Source organism: Micromonospora sp. WMMD1128 (assembly GCF_027497235.1).
Taxonomy (GTDB): Bacteria; Actinomycetota; Actinomycetes; order Mycobacteriales; family Micromonosporaceae; genus Micromonospora.
This window is the reverse complement of sequence record NZ_CP114902.1, coordinates 5,925,170-5,939,967: the sequence shown is the minus strand read 5'-3', so window position 1 is coordinate 5,939,967 and position 14,798 is coordinate 5,925,170. Positions and strand designations below refer to the sequence as shown.

Below are 14,798 nucleotides of genomic sequence, written 5' to 3'. Positions count from 1 at the left end.
CGACCCCCCCAGGTCCCGCCGGGCTGACGTGCGTCCTGGGTCGGGACGCTGGGGCGTGGGGAAAGCGGGCCGGTCACCGCGGCGGATGGCCGGCCCGCTTTCCCGACGCGACGTAGAGCAGCTCGGTAGCTCGCTGGGCTCATAACCCAGAGGTCGCAGGTTCAAATCCTGCCGTCGCAACTACGCAGGCCGAGGTTGACCTGCCGGTCCACGATGGCCTGATGCGCATACCACCCCGCCGCGTACGCCACGCACTCATCCCGCTGCTGCTCGTCCTCGCCGCCCTCGCCCTCGCCATCATCCAATGCGGCTGGGGACCAGGACTCGCCAGCTAACCACCACGGAGCGGCCATGCCGCGCGCGCTCAAGGTCTGCCCCTGCACCGGCTGCGCCGCCCACTCCGGTAGCTGCCCCGAGCTCGTCGCCACAGGCCGATGCGCCCGTTGCGCCACCACCGCAGACCGCGCCCGAGGCAGCCGCCAAGCCCGCGGCTACGACGCCGCCCACGAGCGGGAGCGGGAACGGTGGCGCCCGACCGTCGAAGCGGGCCAGGTGGACTGCGCCGCACCGACCTGCGTCATGCCGAGCCGGCGCATCCAACCCGGACAGCCGTGGGATCTCGGCCACACCGACGACCGCAGCACATGGCGCGGACCCGAACACGCAGCATGCAACCGAGGCTGGAGACGCGATGACCAGCGACGACCTCCGCCGATTCGCTGACTTCCTCGCCGCTGTCAACGAGGCCAGCACCACGCACGGCGTCACCATCGGGGCATACGGGCCAGCCGACGTTCGCGTCGACGAGGACACCGTCATGCGGATCGCCTGGGACGAGGAGCACAGCCAGTACGTCGCCTCGCCGGAGACGACGTGAGCCGCACACCTGAGCAGATCGCCGCCGACCAGGAGTTAACCGCCGCGGTCGAGCGAGTGCTCTAGGCGTACGGCACCGAGCAGGCGTACATCCTCACCGAGTACGTCGTGGTCACCTCGCAGCAGCGATTCGACGATGACGGCGACGGCATCACAGCCGTCGGCCTGCTGTTCCGAGACGGCAACGTCCCAACCCATCGAGCACTCGGCCTCTGCGAGTACGCATCCACCCGACTCCGGCACTGGATCAGCCGAGACGAACAGGGCTAGTGCTCACTCTCAGTGACGGAGGGGTGGGGGGTGCCCCCCTATACCCCCAGGTCAGCGGACCGCCGGGGAGGGCTCTGTCCGGTTGGCCGGGTTCAAAACTTCGGGCCGGTCACGCGATGTGACGGCCGACCGATGCCGCGCGACGCGGCGGAGGGGATGGTCGACATGCCCAGTGGTGGAGCTCGGACTCGTTCGGGGCCGCCGCCGGATCCGAAGGCGCTGCGACGGGACCGGAAGACCGACGGCGAGTGGACGATCCTGCCGGCGGCCGGCCGGCCGGGTGATCCGCCGGCATGGCCGCTGTCGGAGCATGAGGATCCGGGCTGGGGTGATCGGGAGACGGAGCTGTGGCGCCGGCTGTGGTCGAGGCCGCAGGCCGTGGAATGGGAGCGGCAGGGCCAGGAACTGGAGGTCGCGCTGTATGTGCGGCGGCTGGTGGAGGCGGAGCAGCCGGGTGCGCGGGCGAACCTGGCCACGCTGGTCCGGCAGATGGCCGACGCGCTCGGGTTGACGATCCCGGGGTTGCGCACGAACCGGTGGAAGATCGCGGAGCCAGGGTCGTCGACCAGGGCGCGCAGGTCCGGGCCGGTCGAGCCGGTGCGGAAGTCGGCGCGGGATCGGTTCCAGGTCATCGATGGCGCGGCGGGTTGACCCTGGCGCGTTCGTCGTCGACTTCCCAACCCTGTTCATCACCGTCGATTGGATCGAGCAGCACTGCCCGGTGCCGGACAGCTTCCGTACTGGTCAGCGGATGGAGCTGTACGACTGGCAGGCGTGGTGCACGCTCAACCACTACCGGGTCCGTGAGGACGCCGAGTGGCAGCCGGACGACCCGCTGCTGTCGACGGCGTTCGTGTACCGGTGGTCGCAGATCATCGCCCCGCAGAAGACGGGCAAGGGTCCCTGGTCTGCGTGCGGGGTGGCGCTCGAGGCGGCCGGCCCGGCGCTTTTCGCTGGCTGGGCGGGGCGGGGTGACGGGTGGGCGTGCTCGGATCACGGGTGCGGGTGTGGCTGGGAGTACGAGTATCGGCCGGGTGAGCCGATGGGGATGCGCTGGCCGACGCCGCTGATCCAGATCACTGCGTTCGCCGAGGATCAGACGGAGAACATTTACCGGCCGCTGCGGTCGATGATCCGGCAGGGGCCGCTGTCGGATCTGCTGAAGGTCGGCGAGAAGTTCACCCGCGTCGTCGATGTCGAAGAGGGCCGCATTGACGTAGTTACCAGCTCGGCGCAGGCCCGGCTGGGCGCCCCGGTGACGTACGTGCCGCAAGACGAGACGGGAATCTGGACCAAAGAGAACAAGATGGTCGGGGTCGCGGACACCCAGCGGCGCGGCCTGGCCGGCATGCAGGGCCGCGGTCAGGAGACGACCAACGGGTACGACCCGACGCAGAAGTCGGTCGCGCAGATGACCCACCAGTCGAAGACCAAGGACGAGTTCCGCTTCCACCGGCCGCCGCCGGCGAACCTGAAGTACGAGATTCGGGCTCATCGGCGGAAGATCCACGAGTACGTGTACCGCGGGTCCCGGCACGTGCGCATCGAGACGATCGACGCGGACGCCGAGCGGTTGATCGCGAAGGGCGAGCTGGCCCAGGCGGAACGGTTCTTCGGCAACCGCAACGCGGCTGGCTCGGGGGTGTGGCTGGACGCGGCGAAGTGGAAGCGCCGCGCGAAGCGCCGCGAGGTTCCCGACGGCACGCCGATCGTGCTCGGGTTCGACGGCTCGGACCTGGACGACTGGACCGGCTTCCGGGCGGAGACCGAGGATGGATACCAGTTCACGCCCACGTACGGGCCGGGCGGGGCGAAGCTGCCGACGATCTGGAACCCGGCGGACTGGGGCGGTCAGGTGCCTCGTCTGGAGGTCAAGGCGGCGCTGGCCGAGCTGATGACCCGATACCAGGTGGTGCGGGCGTACATGGACCCGCCGTACTGGTCGACGGAGATCGACGAGGCGGCGGCCGAGTACGGGGAGCGGCGGATCATCCGGTGGGCGACGGCCCGTCCGGTGCAGATGCAGGCCGCTGCGGACCGGCTGCACACCGACGTGACGAAGTCCGGAAGCACCTTGACCCACGACGGGTGTGAGATCACCGCCGCGCACGTCGGCGCCGTGGTGAAGGAGCCCCGGCCGGGCCGGCGGTACAAGCTGGCGAAGCCGGAGGACGGCCGGAAGATCGACATGGCGGTCACGAGCATCCTCGCCCACGAAGCGGCCGGCGATGTGACGGCAGCCGGGCTGTGGCCGCAGCCGGAGGTCGCCTCGAAGATGGTCGTCTTCCGTAACCGGAGCAGGGCGGGAAGGAGGTAGGCGGCGTGGCGATGACCCCGGAGGAGACCGTCTCCTACCTCGACGCGAAGCTGCTGAAGGCTCAGCGGAGCCTGCGGAAGCTGGACGCCTACTACGAGGGTGAGCAGCCGCTGCGGTTCCTGGCGCTGGAGCTGAAGCAGGAGTTCGGGGAACGCCTGGCGGAGCTGGTCATCAACTGGCCGGAGATGGTCGCCGACGCCTATGAGGCGCGGCTGGACCTGACCGGCTTCCGGTTCCCCGGGTCCATCTCCAACGGCGTCGACGTCGACGAGGCCGACGCGGACGTGTGGGGTATCTGGCAGGACAACGACATGGATCGCCAGGCCCCCCAGGCGCACTTGGAGTCCATCGCGCTGGGCCGTTCGTACGCGATCGTCGGTGCCCGCGGCGTCCTCGACGAGGGGCCGGCCGTTGATGTGCCGGATCCGTTCGACGAGGACACCGATTCGCCGCTGATCACGGTGGAGCATCCGACGCAGTGCATCACGGAGCAGGACCCGCGGACCCGGCAGCCGGTGAGCGCCCTGAAGCGGTGGAAGGACTCCGACAACGTGCAGCGGGCGACGCTGTACCTGCCGGATTCGACGCGGCACTTCTACCGGGCGCGGCGGTGGGTGGAGGCCGGCCGGGACGAGCACCGGCTGGGTGTGGTGCCGGTGGTGCCGCTGGTGAACCGGGGTCGGATGCTGAAGCACGACGGCCGGTCAGAGTTCGCGTCGGTGATTCCGATCGCGGACGCGGCGAACAAGATGGCAACGGACATGATGGTGTCCGGGGAGTTCCACGCGATGCCGCGCCGGTGGGCGCTGGGCATGGCGCGTGAGGACTTCGAGGACGAGGACGGCAACGAGATTTCGCCGTTCGAGCAGATCGCCGGCCGGGTGTGGGCGCACTCGAAGAAGCCCGGCGAGGTCGCGGTCGGCCAGTTCCCCGAGTCGGACCTGGCGGTCTTCCACAACACCATCCGGGTGCTGGCGCAGATCGCCGCTCAGTTGGCGGCCCTGCCGCCGCACTACATGTCGTTCACGACCGACAATCCGGCCAGCGCGGACGCGATCCGGTCGTCCGAGGCGCAGATGGTGAAGCGGGTTGAACGGAAGCAGACCGGCCTCGGGGCGGACTGGCGGCGGGTGATGGCGATCGCGCTGCGGATCCGCGACGGGGAGGGCTGGGACGCGCGGGCACGGCGCATGAAGGTGGTGTGGCGCGACGCTTCCACCCCGACCGTTGCGCAGGCGGCGGACGCTGCGGTGAAGAAGCGGCAGCAAGGCATCACCACGCTGCGGCAGACCCGCATCGACCTCGGCTATGCGCCCGAGGAGATCCGGCGCATGGAGGAAGAAGACGCCGCCGAACGTGCCGCCGACCCGGTGCGCGAGATCGCCCTCGGCCTGGCCGGCGGCGGACCGACCGATGGTGGGGACGTTGGCGACGCCGGCTGAGGTCGCCGTCGCGCATGCTGAGCACCGGCGACGCCTGGCGGTCATCGCCGCGGGCGAGGCTGGACAGATGTGGTCGCGGGTCGATCCGGGGCGGATTGCTGAGTCGTGGCTGGGCCTGTTGGCCCGACTGCTGACTCTGGTGACCGGGGCGCAGCAAGCGGTCGCGACCCGGGCGGACGGGTACCTGGGCGAGGTGCTCGACGTGCAAGGCATCCGGGCCTCGCCGGTCGGGGAGGTGCAGCCGGCGGCGCTGGCTGGCGTCGCGTCGGACGGCCGAGGTCTGGACGGGTTGCTGTACCAGCCGGTGATTACCGCGCTGGAAGGCATCGGGCGGGGCGCGGGCGTAGACCGGGCGCTGGCCGGGGGCGCGGCGACCCTCGACATGATTGTGCGGACGCAGATCGCGGACGCCGGTCGGGCGGCCGATGCGGTGGCGATGACGGTCCGACCGGGCGTGTCCGGCTATCGGCGGATGCTGGTGGGCCGGTCCTGCTCGCGGTGCGTGGTGCTGGCGGGGAGGTGGTACGCCTACAACGCGGGGTTCGACAGACACCCGCGTTGTAGACCCGGGGCGACTGCGTGCACGTGCCGGCCCGGGAGGACACCGCGGAGGCGGTGCAGACGAACCCGCGGGCGTACTTCGACTCGCTGTCGAGGGCAGAGCAGGACAAGGCGTTCACGGCGGCCGGGGCGGAGGCGATCCGGCTCGGTGCGGACATCAGTCAGGTCGTCAACGCGCGGCGCGGGGCCCTGGGGTTGACGCCGGCCGGCGCGCGGATCACCGCCGAGGAAGCGCGGATGCTGCGCGGTGGCCGCGACCTGGGACGCCTTCAGAGCCGCGACGTGTTCGGTCGGCAGGTGTTCACGACCACCGAGGGAACGACGGTACGCGGCCAGGCGGGCATCCGCCTCGGCGCCCGCGAGACGGGCGTGAAGCTGCCCGGCGGCCGGTACCGATCGGCGAAGACACCCCGGCTGATGCCAGAGAGCATCCTCTCCGCCGCCGGCGGGAACCGCGATGAGGCTGTCCGCCTCCTGCGGAGGTTCGGATACATCACGTGACGCGGGCGCGACGCCCGGTCCCAACCTGGAAGGTCGCGATGACCCTCACCAGCACCAAGCCGGGGCTGCGGGCTGCAGGCGACCTGCCGATGCACCCCACTCTCACCCACCCGAAGACCGGCGCCCCGATCCGGGCGCTCGGCATGCGCCGCAACGGTCAGGCGATCTGGCCGGTCCTCGGCGCCGCTCCGGACGACGGAAGCGAAGGCGAGGGTGGTGGGGACTCCGGCGGGCCCGAAGGCGACAAGCCGGAGGGTGAGTCCGGGAAGCCCGGCGGCGAGGGTGACAAGCCACTCGGCCCGGGCGGCGAGAAGGCGCTCCGGGAGGAGCGGGAAGCCCGCAAGGCGCTAGAGAAGCGCATCGCCGCCCTGGCGCCGCTGGAGAAGCTCGCCGAGGCCCTCGGTGGTGGGGACGCCAGCAAGGGGCAGACCGAGGTCGAGCAGCTGACCGAGCGGCTCGCCGCGCAGGAGAAGGCCATCGCGGACGAGCGGGTCGCCCGCTGGCGGGCCGAGGTCCAGGCGGACAAGAAGCTCACCGCGGCGCAGGCCGCCCGGCTGGTCGGCTCCACCAAGGATGAGCTGACCAAGGACGCCGACGAGCTGCTCGCCGCGTTCGGCGGCGGCGGCACCCAGGACGACGGGCAGGGCGGCGGTCAACGTCGCGGCATGCGCCCCGATCCTGCTCAGGGCGCGAGGCCCGGGCAGAAGACGTCATCCCTGGACTCGGGTCGGTCCCTGTACGCCGAGCGGCACAACAAGACGAAGACCACGACAACCTAGGAGCGCGAGGGCATGAACCTCAACCCCGTGACCGAGACCTTCCAGAACGAGGACCAGCGGTGGCTGGGGTCGGCCCACGGCACCAGCGCCGGCGACAGCATCACGCTCGACACGAGCACGTTCACCGCCGGCACCCACTACCCCAACGGCTACTTCCCGTCCGGACTGCCGCTCGGGAAGATCACCGCCACCGGGCTGTACGGCCCGTACGACGACGCCGCATCCGACGGCCGGCAGACCCTCGTCGGGTTCCTGCTGTGCACCGTCGACGCGCCGAGCGTCAACACCCAGGACCCGCAGGGCGCGCTGTTCTGGCACGGCAAGGTCGTTGAGGCCCGCCTGCCGATCGCGGTCGACACCAACGGCAAGGCCGACGTCGCCGGCCGCATCCGATTCGTCTGAGAGGGGGTAGCTCATGCTGCTCAACGCCGACTACATCGAGCCGGTCGAGCTGACCGGCTACGTCCGCGAGGCCGCGGCGAACCTGCCGGACAACCAGTTCACCCTCGCGCAGTGGCTGCCGAACCGGCCGATCGACGACCTGGAGTACCGGTTCACCCGCGGCGGGGAGGGCCTGATCGAGGCCGCTACGTTCCGGGCGTACGACGCCGAGTCGCCGATCGGCTCCCGGCCGGGCCTGACCCGGGTGTCGGGTGAGCTGCCGCCGATCAGCCGGAAGATCCGGCTCGGCGAGTACGACCGGCTGCGCCAGCGGTCGGCGAACGCCGACGCGATCCGCAACAGCATCCTCACCGACGCGGAGCGGATGACCCGCGCGGTCGCGGCCCGCCTGGAGTTGGCCCGCGGTGACGCCCTGGTCAACGGCTCTGTCACGATCAACGAGAACGGCGTGATCGCCACCGTGAGCTTCGGCCGTTCGGGCAGCCACTCGGTGGCGCCGGGCACGCTGTGGTCGACGATCGCGACGGCCACGCCGCTGGCGGACATGCTGTCCTGGCAGCTGACCTACCGCACCAGCAACGGTGAGGCGCCGGGCGCGATGGTCATGTCCAGCACGGTGCTGGGCTACCTGCTGCGCAACGCCGAGATCCGCGCCCTCGTCGGGTCGACGCTGGGCGCGCCGTCGCGAGTGTCGCAGGCCGCGCTGCGGGGCATCCTCGACGACCACGGCCTGCCGCCGTGGTACATCGTGGACGAGCAGATCAACGTCAACGGGGTGGCCACCCGGCCGATCCCCGTCGATCGGTTCCTGTACTTGCCGGCGCCGGTCGACCCGAACGACGGCGAGGCCAGTCAGCTCGGCGCGACCTTGCTGGGCACCACCGCGGAGTCGCTGGACCCGCGGTACGGGCTGGAGGAGGGCGACCGCCCCGGCATCGTCGCCGGTGCCTACTCCACCGAGGACCCGATCGCCATCTGGACGAAGGCGGCCGGGATCGGCCTGCCGGTGGAGGCGAACCCGGACCTGAGCTTCATGGCGGACGTGGCGTGAGCGGGCTGCGGCTGGCCACGTACGTGCACGTGGCGGACGAGCACGACCAGATGCACGTCTTCGGCCCCGACAGCGCCGTTCCGGCGTGGGCGGCAAAGAAGATCACCAACCCGGACGCCTGGGTGGGCGGCAAGGTTCCGTCCGCCATCGAGGAGCCGCAGGAGGAGGCGGCCCGGCTGCGGGCTCGTCTCGCCGAACTGGAGGCGCAGACCGTGGGCGGTGGCGAAGAACCACCGCGTGACGGTCCGCCGCCGAAGGGTGGGCCGGGGTCTGGTGCGCCGGCGTGGCGGGAGTACGCCGCCAGCAAGCAGGTCGAGGTGCCGGCTGACGCCTCCCGCGAGATCGTCGTCGCCGCGCTCGAAGCGGCGGGCGTCCGGACCGAGTGATGGTCGGGCCGGACGGCGTACGGCTGCCGTCCGGCCCACCAAGGTGGAGGTGAGCAGTGGCTGACCTGTTCGAGCTGGAGCAGCTCGCCTCGTACATGCAGAGTGACCTGGACCAGGCTTCGGCGGAGCTGGCCCGATCGCTGGCGACGTCACTGATCCGGGCCGAGGTCGGCGCGGCCCGCTTCGATGCGATGGTCGGCCTGTCGCCGTTCCTGCCGGTGGCTCTCGAGGTGGCCCGGCGCGCCCTGCTGAACCCGGGTGGGGTGCGGTCGGAGCAGGTGGATGACTACTCGGTGACGTATGCGACGGAGTTCGTCGGCGGCGCCGTGTTGACCGAGGCGGAGCGGGCGCTGGTTCGCGCCGCGGCGGGTATCCCGTCGGGGGGCGCGTTCACGATCAGACCGGCGGGCTGTCGGCCCGCGCCGGCGTGTTGAGGAGGGCGGCATGCCCGAGATCATCGACTCCGGGCCGGTGACGCTGTGCGCGGCGGCCGGCGCCGGCGAGCAGGAAGAGGTGGAGCATGCCGGCGATCGTGCAGGCGCAGGCGAACAAGATCCTGGATCTGACGCTGGGGACCAGCAGCCCGACGATGTTCACGGGGGCGGCGAAGGTCCGGCTGACCACGACCGCGCCGACGGCGACGGCGGCGGGGACTGAGCTGACCGGGACCGGCTACACCGCCGGCGGCAGCGCGATCACGTTCAGCGCGGCGTCGGCCGGCGCGACCACCGGGCCGACGTCGACGCTCCAGTGGACGAACGGCTCCGGTGGCACGTGGTCGATCGTCGGCGTCGAGATCTGGGACTCGGCCGGTACGCCGCTGCGCTGGTGGTACGGCACGTTCACCGGACAGCCGATCAGCGTCGCGGCCGGGAACATCTTCCAGATTTCGGCCGGCGCGTTGGGCGTCAGTCTGGGGTGACCTGATCTCGGGGAGGCGCGGTGGCTGTCTCGTACGTTGGCGCGACCTCCGACACCAGCGTCACCACAGCGTCCAGCTTCCCGACGTCGTTTCCGGCCGGGTGGGCTGCGGGTGACCTGGTGATCCTCGCCGGGCACGTGTCCGGCACCAACCTCACCATGAACCCTGGTGCTGGCTGGGATCCCGTTGACGGTCTCACCAACCCCATCGACCAGGGCGCGAACTCTCGGCTCTACCTGTGGCAACGCCGGCTCCAGGCGGGTGATAGCGCGCCGACGATCAGCGGGTCGGGTGCGATTACCGGCGGCTGGGAGATGGTCATCCTGCGGGACGCCGCGGCGAGCCCGGTCGGTCAGGTCGGCGCTTCCTCGACCGCGTCGTCGACGTCCCTGGCTCTATCGCCGCTGACCGGGGTGTCGGCCGGCTCGGCGCTCGTCGGTATCGCCCACACCCGGGTCGCCTCGGGGACGCTGCCGAGCGGCATCGACTGGGATCCGGCGTACACCGAGGTCACGGATATCTCGACGAGCCGGGCGACGTCGGCGGCGAACGTCCGCAACTCGGCCGCGTACCGGCTGATCAGCTCGGCCGGCAGCTACGGCGGTGAGACGGTCGCCGTCAACAACTCGGTCAGCGCGTCGATGGTCGGCGTGCTGGTGGAGGTGTTGCAGGGCGCGGCCGTGGTGGACGGCGGCGGGTCGCTGGCCGCTGCCGGCGCGGTGTCTGTGGACGCCGTTGTCGGACAGTCGGGCGGCGGGTCGCTGTCGGCTGGTGCTGCCGTCTCGGTGTCGAGCACCGTGCTGGCGTCCGCCGTCGGTGCGCTGCCGGCGTCGGGTGTGCTGTCGGCGGCCGGTGTGGTGCGGGTGCCGCGCGGCGGTTCGCTCGCCGCGGCGGGGGCGGTGTCGGCTGCCGGCCAGGTGCGGGTGCCCGGCGGTGCGGTCCTGGCTGCCGGTGGTTCGCTGACCGCTTCCGGGTCTGCGCAGGCGCTGGTCGGCGGTGCTCTGGCCGCTGCTGGCGCTCTGGCCGCCGTGGGTGTGGTGGTGGTTCGCGGCGCCGCGTCGCTGTCGGCTGCGGGTGCGCTGGGTGCGGCTGGTGCTCGGGTCGCTCCCGGGTCGGCGTTGGTGGCGGCTTCCTCCGCCCTGTCGGCGCCCGGGGTGGTCCTGGCCGCAGGCGGTGCGTCGATTGCTGCTGACGGCTCGCTGGCTGGGCCGGGTGTGGTGGTGCTGCTCGCCTCGGCCGGCTTGGACGCCGGGGCGGATTTAGTGGCTGCGTCGGCCCGTGGTGGTCCTGTGGTGCGCCCGTACGCGGGCGTGGTGTCCCGGCCGCTCGCGGTGGTGTCCCGGCCGTCGTCGGGTGTGGTGGTCCGACCGTAGAGAGGGGTGGCGTGGTGCTGGATGCTCTGCTGGCCCGAGGTCGTGCCGCCGCCGAGGCGTTGCTGGTGGACGAGTGCGTGATCCGCCGGCCGACCGGTGAAGGGTCGGACGACGACGGCAACGTGGTGGTCACCTATGCCGACGTGTACGCCGGGAGGTGTCGGATCCAGCAGACGAACGCGCAGGCCACGCAGGAGGACGCCGGCGAGGACTTCCAGTTGCTGCTGCGGCTGGAGGTGCATGTGCCGATGTCGGTGGTCGGGGTAGAGACCGGCGACGAGGTGGAGGTGACGGCGTCCGTGCATGACCCGGACCTGCCGGGCCGGCGGTTCGTGGTGCGGGACTTGGCCCACAAGAGTCATGCGACGGCCCGCCGGCTGGGTGTGACGGAGCGGACGAGCTGATGGCCGTTGACGTGGATGACGCCGAGGTTCGCCGGTGGGTGAAGCAGCTCGACCAGGCGGTCATGGACGCGCCGGACGAGGTGGCCAAGGTGGTCGGCAAGGGCGCGCTCAACATCAAGAAGGATGCGCAGGCCCGGGCGAAGCAGATCGGCCAGCATGTGCACCGCTATCCGTACATGATCACCTACGAGACGCGGCGGCACGTCAACAACATCACGGCGGAGATCGGCCCCGAGGTCGGCAAGGGCCAGGGCTCGTTGGGCGACATCTTGGAGAACGGGTCGCCGACGTCGGCGCCGCACCCGCACATGCTGCCGGCTGGTCAGGCTGAGGCGCCGCGGTTCGAGCGGGCGCTGGAAGACCTGGCGGTGCGGCTGCTGGAGGGGTCATGACGGTCCGGGCGCACGCTGATGCGGTGATCGGGTTGCTGGCCGCCGCTCCGGGGTCGCTGCGGGTGCTGGACGGTGCGGTGCCGAAGGAGACTGCCCCGCCGTACGTGCTGCTCTACTTCGCGGACTCCGACCCGGAGCTGGTCGACTCTCGGCCGCTGGGGGGCGGGTCGGAGCGGTTCGTGTTGCGGGTCTACGCGCACTGTGTGGGCGGGAACGCGGCGGCGGCGCGGGCGCTCGGTGAGCGGGTGCGGGCGGCGCTGCTGGACGTGACGCCGACGATCGCGGATCGGGCGTGCTGGCCGATCCGGCGGGAGGACGGGAGCCCGCCGCAGCGTGACGAGTCCACCGGGACGCTGGTCATGGATCGAGTTGACGTGTACCGCCTGGAGAGTGTCCCGGCTTAGTGCCGGGCGAACCAATCCCGCGCGGACTCGGGCACGAGCACGAGGGCGATGACGGCGGCACCGACCGCCAGGGACAGCATCTGGCCGTTCAGCCCGCCGAGGACCGCTCCGGCGCCGCCGAGGACGGCGAGAATCTGAGCGACGCGGTGCCCGCGCCACAGCCCGTAGGCGATGAGCGCGTAGAGGCCCAGCGCGATCACCGCGGCGACGGCAAGCACCCACCCGTCCATGAGGTCGGTCAGCCGCAGCGCGGCTGCCAAACCGGCGCCGGCGACGAGGAGCGCGGCGGCGACGATAGCAGCTGGTGCCCGGCGGGCCGGCGGTTCCGGTGTGCGCACCTCGTCGGCGATTAGCCGCTCGATGTCAGCGCGGGCGAGCCCGTAGCGCTGCTCCAGCTCCTCGATGGGAGTGCCGTCCGCGTATGCCGCGACGAGTTCGTCCCGGCTCGTGTCCTCCGCTGCCATGCCGCGCACCGTATCGGCCGCGCGCCAGATGCCCCGCCCTGGTGGCGGATATCCGATCAAGCAGAAGGGGGTGCGCCGGATGGCGCTGCTCACCGCAACCTCGGTCACCAGCGCGGCGACCACCGTCACCGCTGCATCCATGACCACGTCCGACACGGTGTCGGGGTCCGACATCGGCCAGAACGGTGCCCTGCTCCAGGTGCTCAACGGCGCCGGGTCGCCCGTCAACGTGACTCTGGTCGACCCGAACCTCACCGCGGTGGGGAACGCCGGAACGGCGGTCGCGCAGGCCGTACCGAACGGCTCGGACCGCTGGTTCCGGCTGTCCCCGGCCCACGTGAACCCGTCCACCGGAGTCGCGACGGTCACCCTGTCGTCGGCGACGTCGGTGACCTACAAGCTGATCCGCTGCTGAGGAGCACCGATGGCTGAGAAGAAGACGTACTGGCTGGGCGACGGCTACGGCAACGCGGCGTTCGTCGAGGGTGCCGCCGAGCGGGACCGGTGGGTACCGCGCGGCTGGTCCGAGGCTGACGAGCCGTCCGGCACGGAGATGGTGTGGATGCACCACCCACAGACCGGCGGGCGGCAGCGGTTCGCGGCCGGCGTGATCGAGCAGTGGGTGGCGCTGGGCTGGGAGCCGTCGGCGCCGCCCGAGCCCGTGGACGTGCTGCACGACGCGCAGCTCGTCGACATCGCCCCGGTCCCGGGTGGGCCGGCAGCGGAGAGCACCACCAACACCGAGACCGCCGCCAGCGGCAACGCGAAGGGGAAGTGACGTGCCGGACATCACCGCTGACGGTAAGACCCGGGTCGCCTGGGTGCCGTCGATCAGCAACATCAACGCGCCGACCACGACCGAGCTGAACGCCGGCATGCTGCTCCAGAGCACGCTGACGGCGGACGGGCTGGTGGGTCTGCGTCCGGAGACCGCCGACGTGGACACCTCCGCGCTGGACTCGACGTTCTCCACCACCGTCAACGGGCGCACCAGCTTCAGCGGCACGATGTTGCGGCTGAAGAAGCAGTCCGGGACGGACACGATCTTCGACACGCTGGTGCGGGACGCCGCCGGCTACGTGGTGGTTCGCCGGTCGGTGGCCGCGAGCACGGCGTGGGCCAGCGCGCAGAAGGTCGAGGTGTATCCGGCGCTGTGCGGTGAGGTGGCGCGGGTCGACCCGGAGCCGAACACCGTCGAGCGGTACGAGATCCCCCTGAAGATCACGTCGTCGCCGGCTCTGCGCGCGGCTGTCGCCTGATCCCTGATCGTGCCCGGCCGGTCCTGTCCCGGAGCCGGCCGGGCACCCATCCGGGACCCGGGACGGGAGAGCCATGAGCAGCATCAAGGACCGGATCAAGGCGGCGCGACTGCCGGAACGGACCGTGCCGATCTGCCTGCGCGGGGACCTCAACGCCGAGTTCGAGGAGTTGGAGCGGCAACTCGAAGAGGCGCTGCGGATTCCCGCGACCTCGCTGGAGGGCGACGGGTCCGGCGCTATCGCGGAGCGGATGGAAGAGCTACGCCGGCAGATGCGCGACGAGACCACGACGTTCCGGGTGCGGGCGATGCCGCCGCCGCGGTGGCGGGCGTTCTGCGCCGAGCATCCGCCCCGCAAGGACGACGAGGGGAACATCGACGCCCGCGACCGGCTGCTCGGGGTCAACACGGAGACGTTCTACGAGGCGCTGATCCGCGTGTCCGTGATCGACCCGGTACTGGACGACGACGACTGGGCGGCGCTGCTCGGCGACGGCGGGGTCCTCACGGACCGGCAGTTCTCCGACCTGGCGGAGGCCGCGTGGTCGGTGAACCGTCGGGAGGTCGATGTCCCTTTCTCGCCCGCCGCCTCCAGGATGACCCAGGGTTCCGCGCCCGAGTAGAGGCGGCCGAACGCCTCGGTATCCCGCCCAGCCGGTTCGACGGCCGAGAGCCAGCCGAGGAAACCCGGCACCACTACAGCCGGCGCGGCCGGCTGGTCCGGTCGGTGACGGTGCGAGAGCCGGCGTGGACGGAGCAGGACCGCGCCGAGATCCTCGCCCTCGCCCTGTACCGGTCGCGACTGTGCCCGCTGCACGGTGGGCCGCTGGACGAGTGCACGTCGCCGGAGGAGACCGGCGCCCAGTTCAGCGCGGAGAGGTCAACGTGCCGGGCCCGGCTGACGCTGATCGAGGCGCAGCGGGCCGCCGACGACGGCAAGAAACCCAGCCCGTACGCGGGCGCGCGGTTGTGGACGGTCAAGAGGCGGGGGTGAAC

At 71.4% G+C, this 14,798-nt stretch carries 22 protein-coding genes and 1 tRNA gene; 21 read left to right on the top strand and 2 right to left on the bottom strand.

The annotated features are described in order from the left end of the window. The first annotated feature begins 106 nt into the window (after positions 1-106). Both O7602_RS26785 and O7602_RS26780 read left to right on the top strand, forming a co-directional pair. Positions 107-180, top strand: a tRNA-Met gene (locus O7602_RS26785). A 511-nt stretch (positions 181-691) separates the two neighbouring features. Then, positions 692-877, top strand: a complete 186-nt coding sequence (locus tag O7602_RS26780; RefSeq protein ID WP_281585375.1) for a hypothetical protein — start codon at positions 692-694, stop codon at positions 875-877. A gap of 35 nt (positions 878-912) precedes the next feature. Here O7602_RS26780 and O7602_RS26775 read toward each other — a convergent pair whose 3' ends face one another. Further along, entirely contained in the window at positions 913-1,074 is a 162-nt protein-coding gene (locus O7602_RS26775) for a hypothetical protein (protein WP_281585374.1), read from the bottom strand. Positions 1,075-1,311: 237 nt separating this feature from the next. Between O7602_RS26775 and O7602_RS26770 the strand changes: the two genes are divergently transcribed. From O7602_RS26770 to O7602_RS26705, 14 genes are all read left to right on the top strand, one after another. Then, positions 1,312-1,797 (top strand): hypothetical protein, encoded by a 486-nt coding sequence (locus O7602_RS26770; protein ID WP_281585373.1) that lies wholly within the window; start codon positions 1,312-1,314, stop codon positions 1,795-1,797. Continuing rightward, positions 1,781-3,463, top strand: coding sequence for a hypothetical protein (locus O7602_RS26765; RefSeq protein WP_281585372.1), 1,683 nt, complete (start codon positions 1,781-1,783; stop codon positions 3,461-3,463). Before O7602_RS26770 ends, O7602_RS26765 begins: the two co-directional genes overlap by 17 nt. A gap of 11 nt (positions 3,464-3,474) precedes the next feature. After that, entirely contained in the window at positions 3,475-4,905 is a 1,431-nt protein-coding gene (locus O7602_RS26760; protein WP_281590547.1) for a phage portal protein, read from the top strand. 579 nt (positions 4,906-5,484) lie between these two features. Continuing rightward, positions 5,485-5,967 carry a hypothetical protein gene (locus tag O7602_RS26755; RefSeq protein WP_281585371.1) on the top strand — a complete coding sequence of 161 codons (483 nt, stop codon included), beginning with the start codon at positions 5,485-5,487 and terminating at the stop codon, positions 5,965-5,967. Positions 5,968-6,005: 38 nt separating this feature from the next. Beyond that, positions 6,006-6,746, top strand: a complete 741-nt coding sequence (locus tag O7602_RS26750; RefSeq protein ID WP_281585370.1) for a hypothetical protein — start codon at positions 6,006-6,008, stop codon at positions 6,744-6,746. Positions 6,747-6,758: 12 nt separating this feature from the next. Continuing rightward, positions 6,759-7,148 carry a head decoration protein gene (locus tag O7602_RS26745; RefSeq protein ID WP_281585369.1) on the top strand — a complete coding sequence of 130 codons (390 nt, stop codon included), beginning with the start codon at positions 6,759-6,761 and terminating at the stop codon, positions 7,146-7,148. 13 nt (positions 7,149-7,161) lie between these two features. Further along, entirely contained in the window at positions 7,162-8,199 is a 1,038-nt protein-coding gene (locus O7602_RS26740; RefSeq protein ID WP_281585368.1) for a major capsid protein, read from the top strand. Next, positions 8,196-8,585, top strand: a complete 390-nt coding sequence (locus O7602_RS26735) for a hypothetical protein (RefSeq protein ID WP_281585367.1) — start codon at positions 8,196-8,198, stop codon at positions 8,583-8,585. The genes O7602_RS26740 and O7602_RS26735 overlap by 4 nt, the downstream gene beginning before the upstream one ends. Positions 8,586-8,641: 56 nt before the next feature. Further along, positions 8,642-9,019 (top strand): hypothetical protein, encoded by a 378-nt coding sequence (locus O7602_RS26730; RefSeq protein WP_281585366.1) that lies wholly within the window; start codon positions 8,642-8,644, stop codon positions 9,017-9,019. 86 nt (positions 9,020-9,105) lie between these two features. After that, entirely contained in the window at positions 9,106-9,507 is a 402-nt protein-coding gene (locus tag O7602_RS26725) for a hypothetical protein (protein ID WP_281585365.1), read from the top strand. 20 nt (positions 9,508-9,527) lie between these two features. Next, a complete protein-coding gene (locus O7602_RS26720) occupies positions 9,528-10,880 on the top strand; it encodes a hypothetical protein (RefSeq protein ID WP_281585364.1) in 1,353 nt (450 codons plus the stop codon). A gap of 11 nt (positions 10,881-10,891) precedes the next feature. After that, positions 10,892-11,284: a DUF6093 family protein gene (locus tag O7602_RS26715; protein WP_281585363.1), complete on the top strand. Its 393-nt coding sequence runs from the start codon at positions 10,892-10,894 to the stop codon at positions 11,282-11,284. Further along, on the top strand, positions 11,284-11,676 hold the full coding sequence (locus tag O7602_RS26710; protein WP_281585362.1) for a hypothetical protein: 393 nt from the start codon (positions 11,284-11,286) through the stop codon (positions 11,674-11,676). Before O7602_RS26715 ends, O7602_RS26710 begins: the two co-directional genes overlap by 1 nt. Then, positions 11,673-12,080 (top strand): DUF3168 domain-containing protein, encoded by a 408-nt coding sequence (locus O7602_RS26705; RefSeq protein ID WP_281585361.1) that lies wholly within the window; start codon positions 11,673-11,675, stop codon positions 12,078-12,080. The genes O7602_RS26710 and O7602_RS26705 overlap by 4 nt, the downstream gene beginning before the upstream one ends. Here O7602_RS26705 and O7602_RS26700 read toward each other — a convergent pair. Continuing rightward, entirely contained in the window at positions 12,077-12,691 is a 615-nt protein-coding gene (locus O7602_RS26700) for a hypothetical protein (RefSeq protein WP_281585360.1), read from the bottom strand. The two genes, O7602_RS26705 and O7602_RS26700, sit on opposite strands and share 4 nt — an antisense overlap. Here O7602_RS26700 and O7602_RS26695 point away from each other — a divergent pair. From O7602_RS26695 to O7602_RS26675, 5 genes are all read left to right on the top strand, one after another. Next, the gene (locus tag O7602_RS26695; RefSeq protein ID WP_281585359.1) at positions 12,684-12,959 is read left to right on the top strand and encodes a hypothetical protein; all 276 of its coding nucleotides are present in this window, start codon (positions 12,684-12,686) and stop codon (positions 12,957-12,959) included. The two genes, O7602_RS26700 and O7602_RS26695, sit on opposite strands and share 8 nt — an antisense overlap. A gap of 9 nt (positions 12,960-12,968) precedes the next feature. Beyond that, complete coding sequence (locus O7602_RS26690) at positions 12,969-13,322, top strand: hypothetical protein (protein ID WP_281585358.1); 354 nt, start codon at positions 12,969-12,971, stop codon at positions 13,320-13,322. Position 13,323: 1 nt separating this feature from the next. Continuing rightward, positions 13,324-13,803: a hypothetical protein gene (locus O7602_RS26685; RefSeq protein ID WP_281585357.1), complete on the top strand. Its 480-nt coding sequence runs from the start codon at positions 13,324-13,326 to the stop codon at positions 13,801-13,803. Positions 13,804-13,876: 73 nt separating this feature from the next. After that, positions 13,877-14,425, top strand: coding sequence for a hypothetical protein (locus O7602_RS26680; protein ID WP_281585356.1), 549 nt, complete (start codon positions 13,877-13,879; stop codon positions 14,423-14,425). A gap of 104 nt (positions 14,426-14,529) precedes the next feature. Continuing rightward, entirely contained in the window at positions 14,530-14,796 is a 267-nt protein-coding gene (locus tag O7602_RS26675) for a hypothetical protein (protein WP_281585355.1), read from the top strand. Positions 14,797-14,798: the final 2 nt, after the last annotated feature.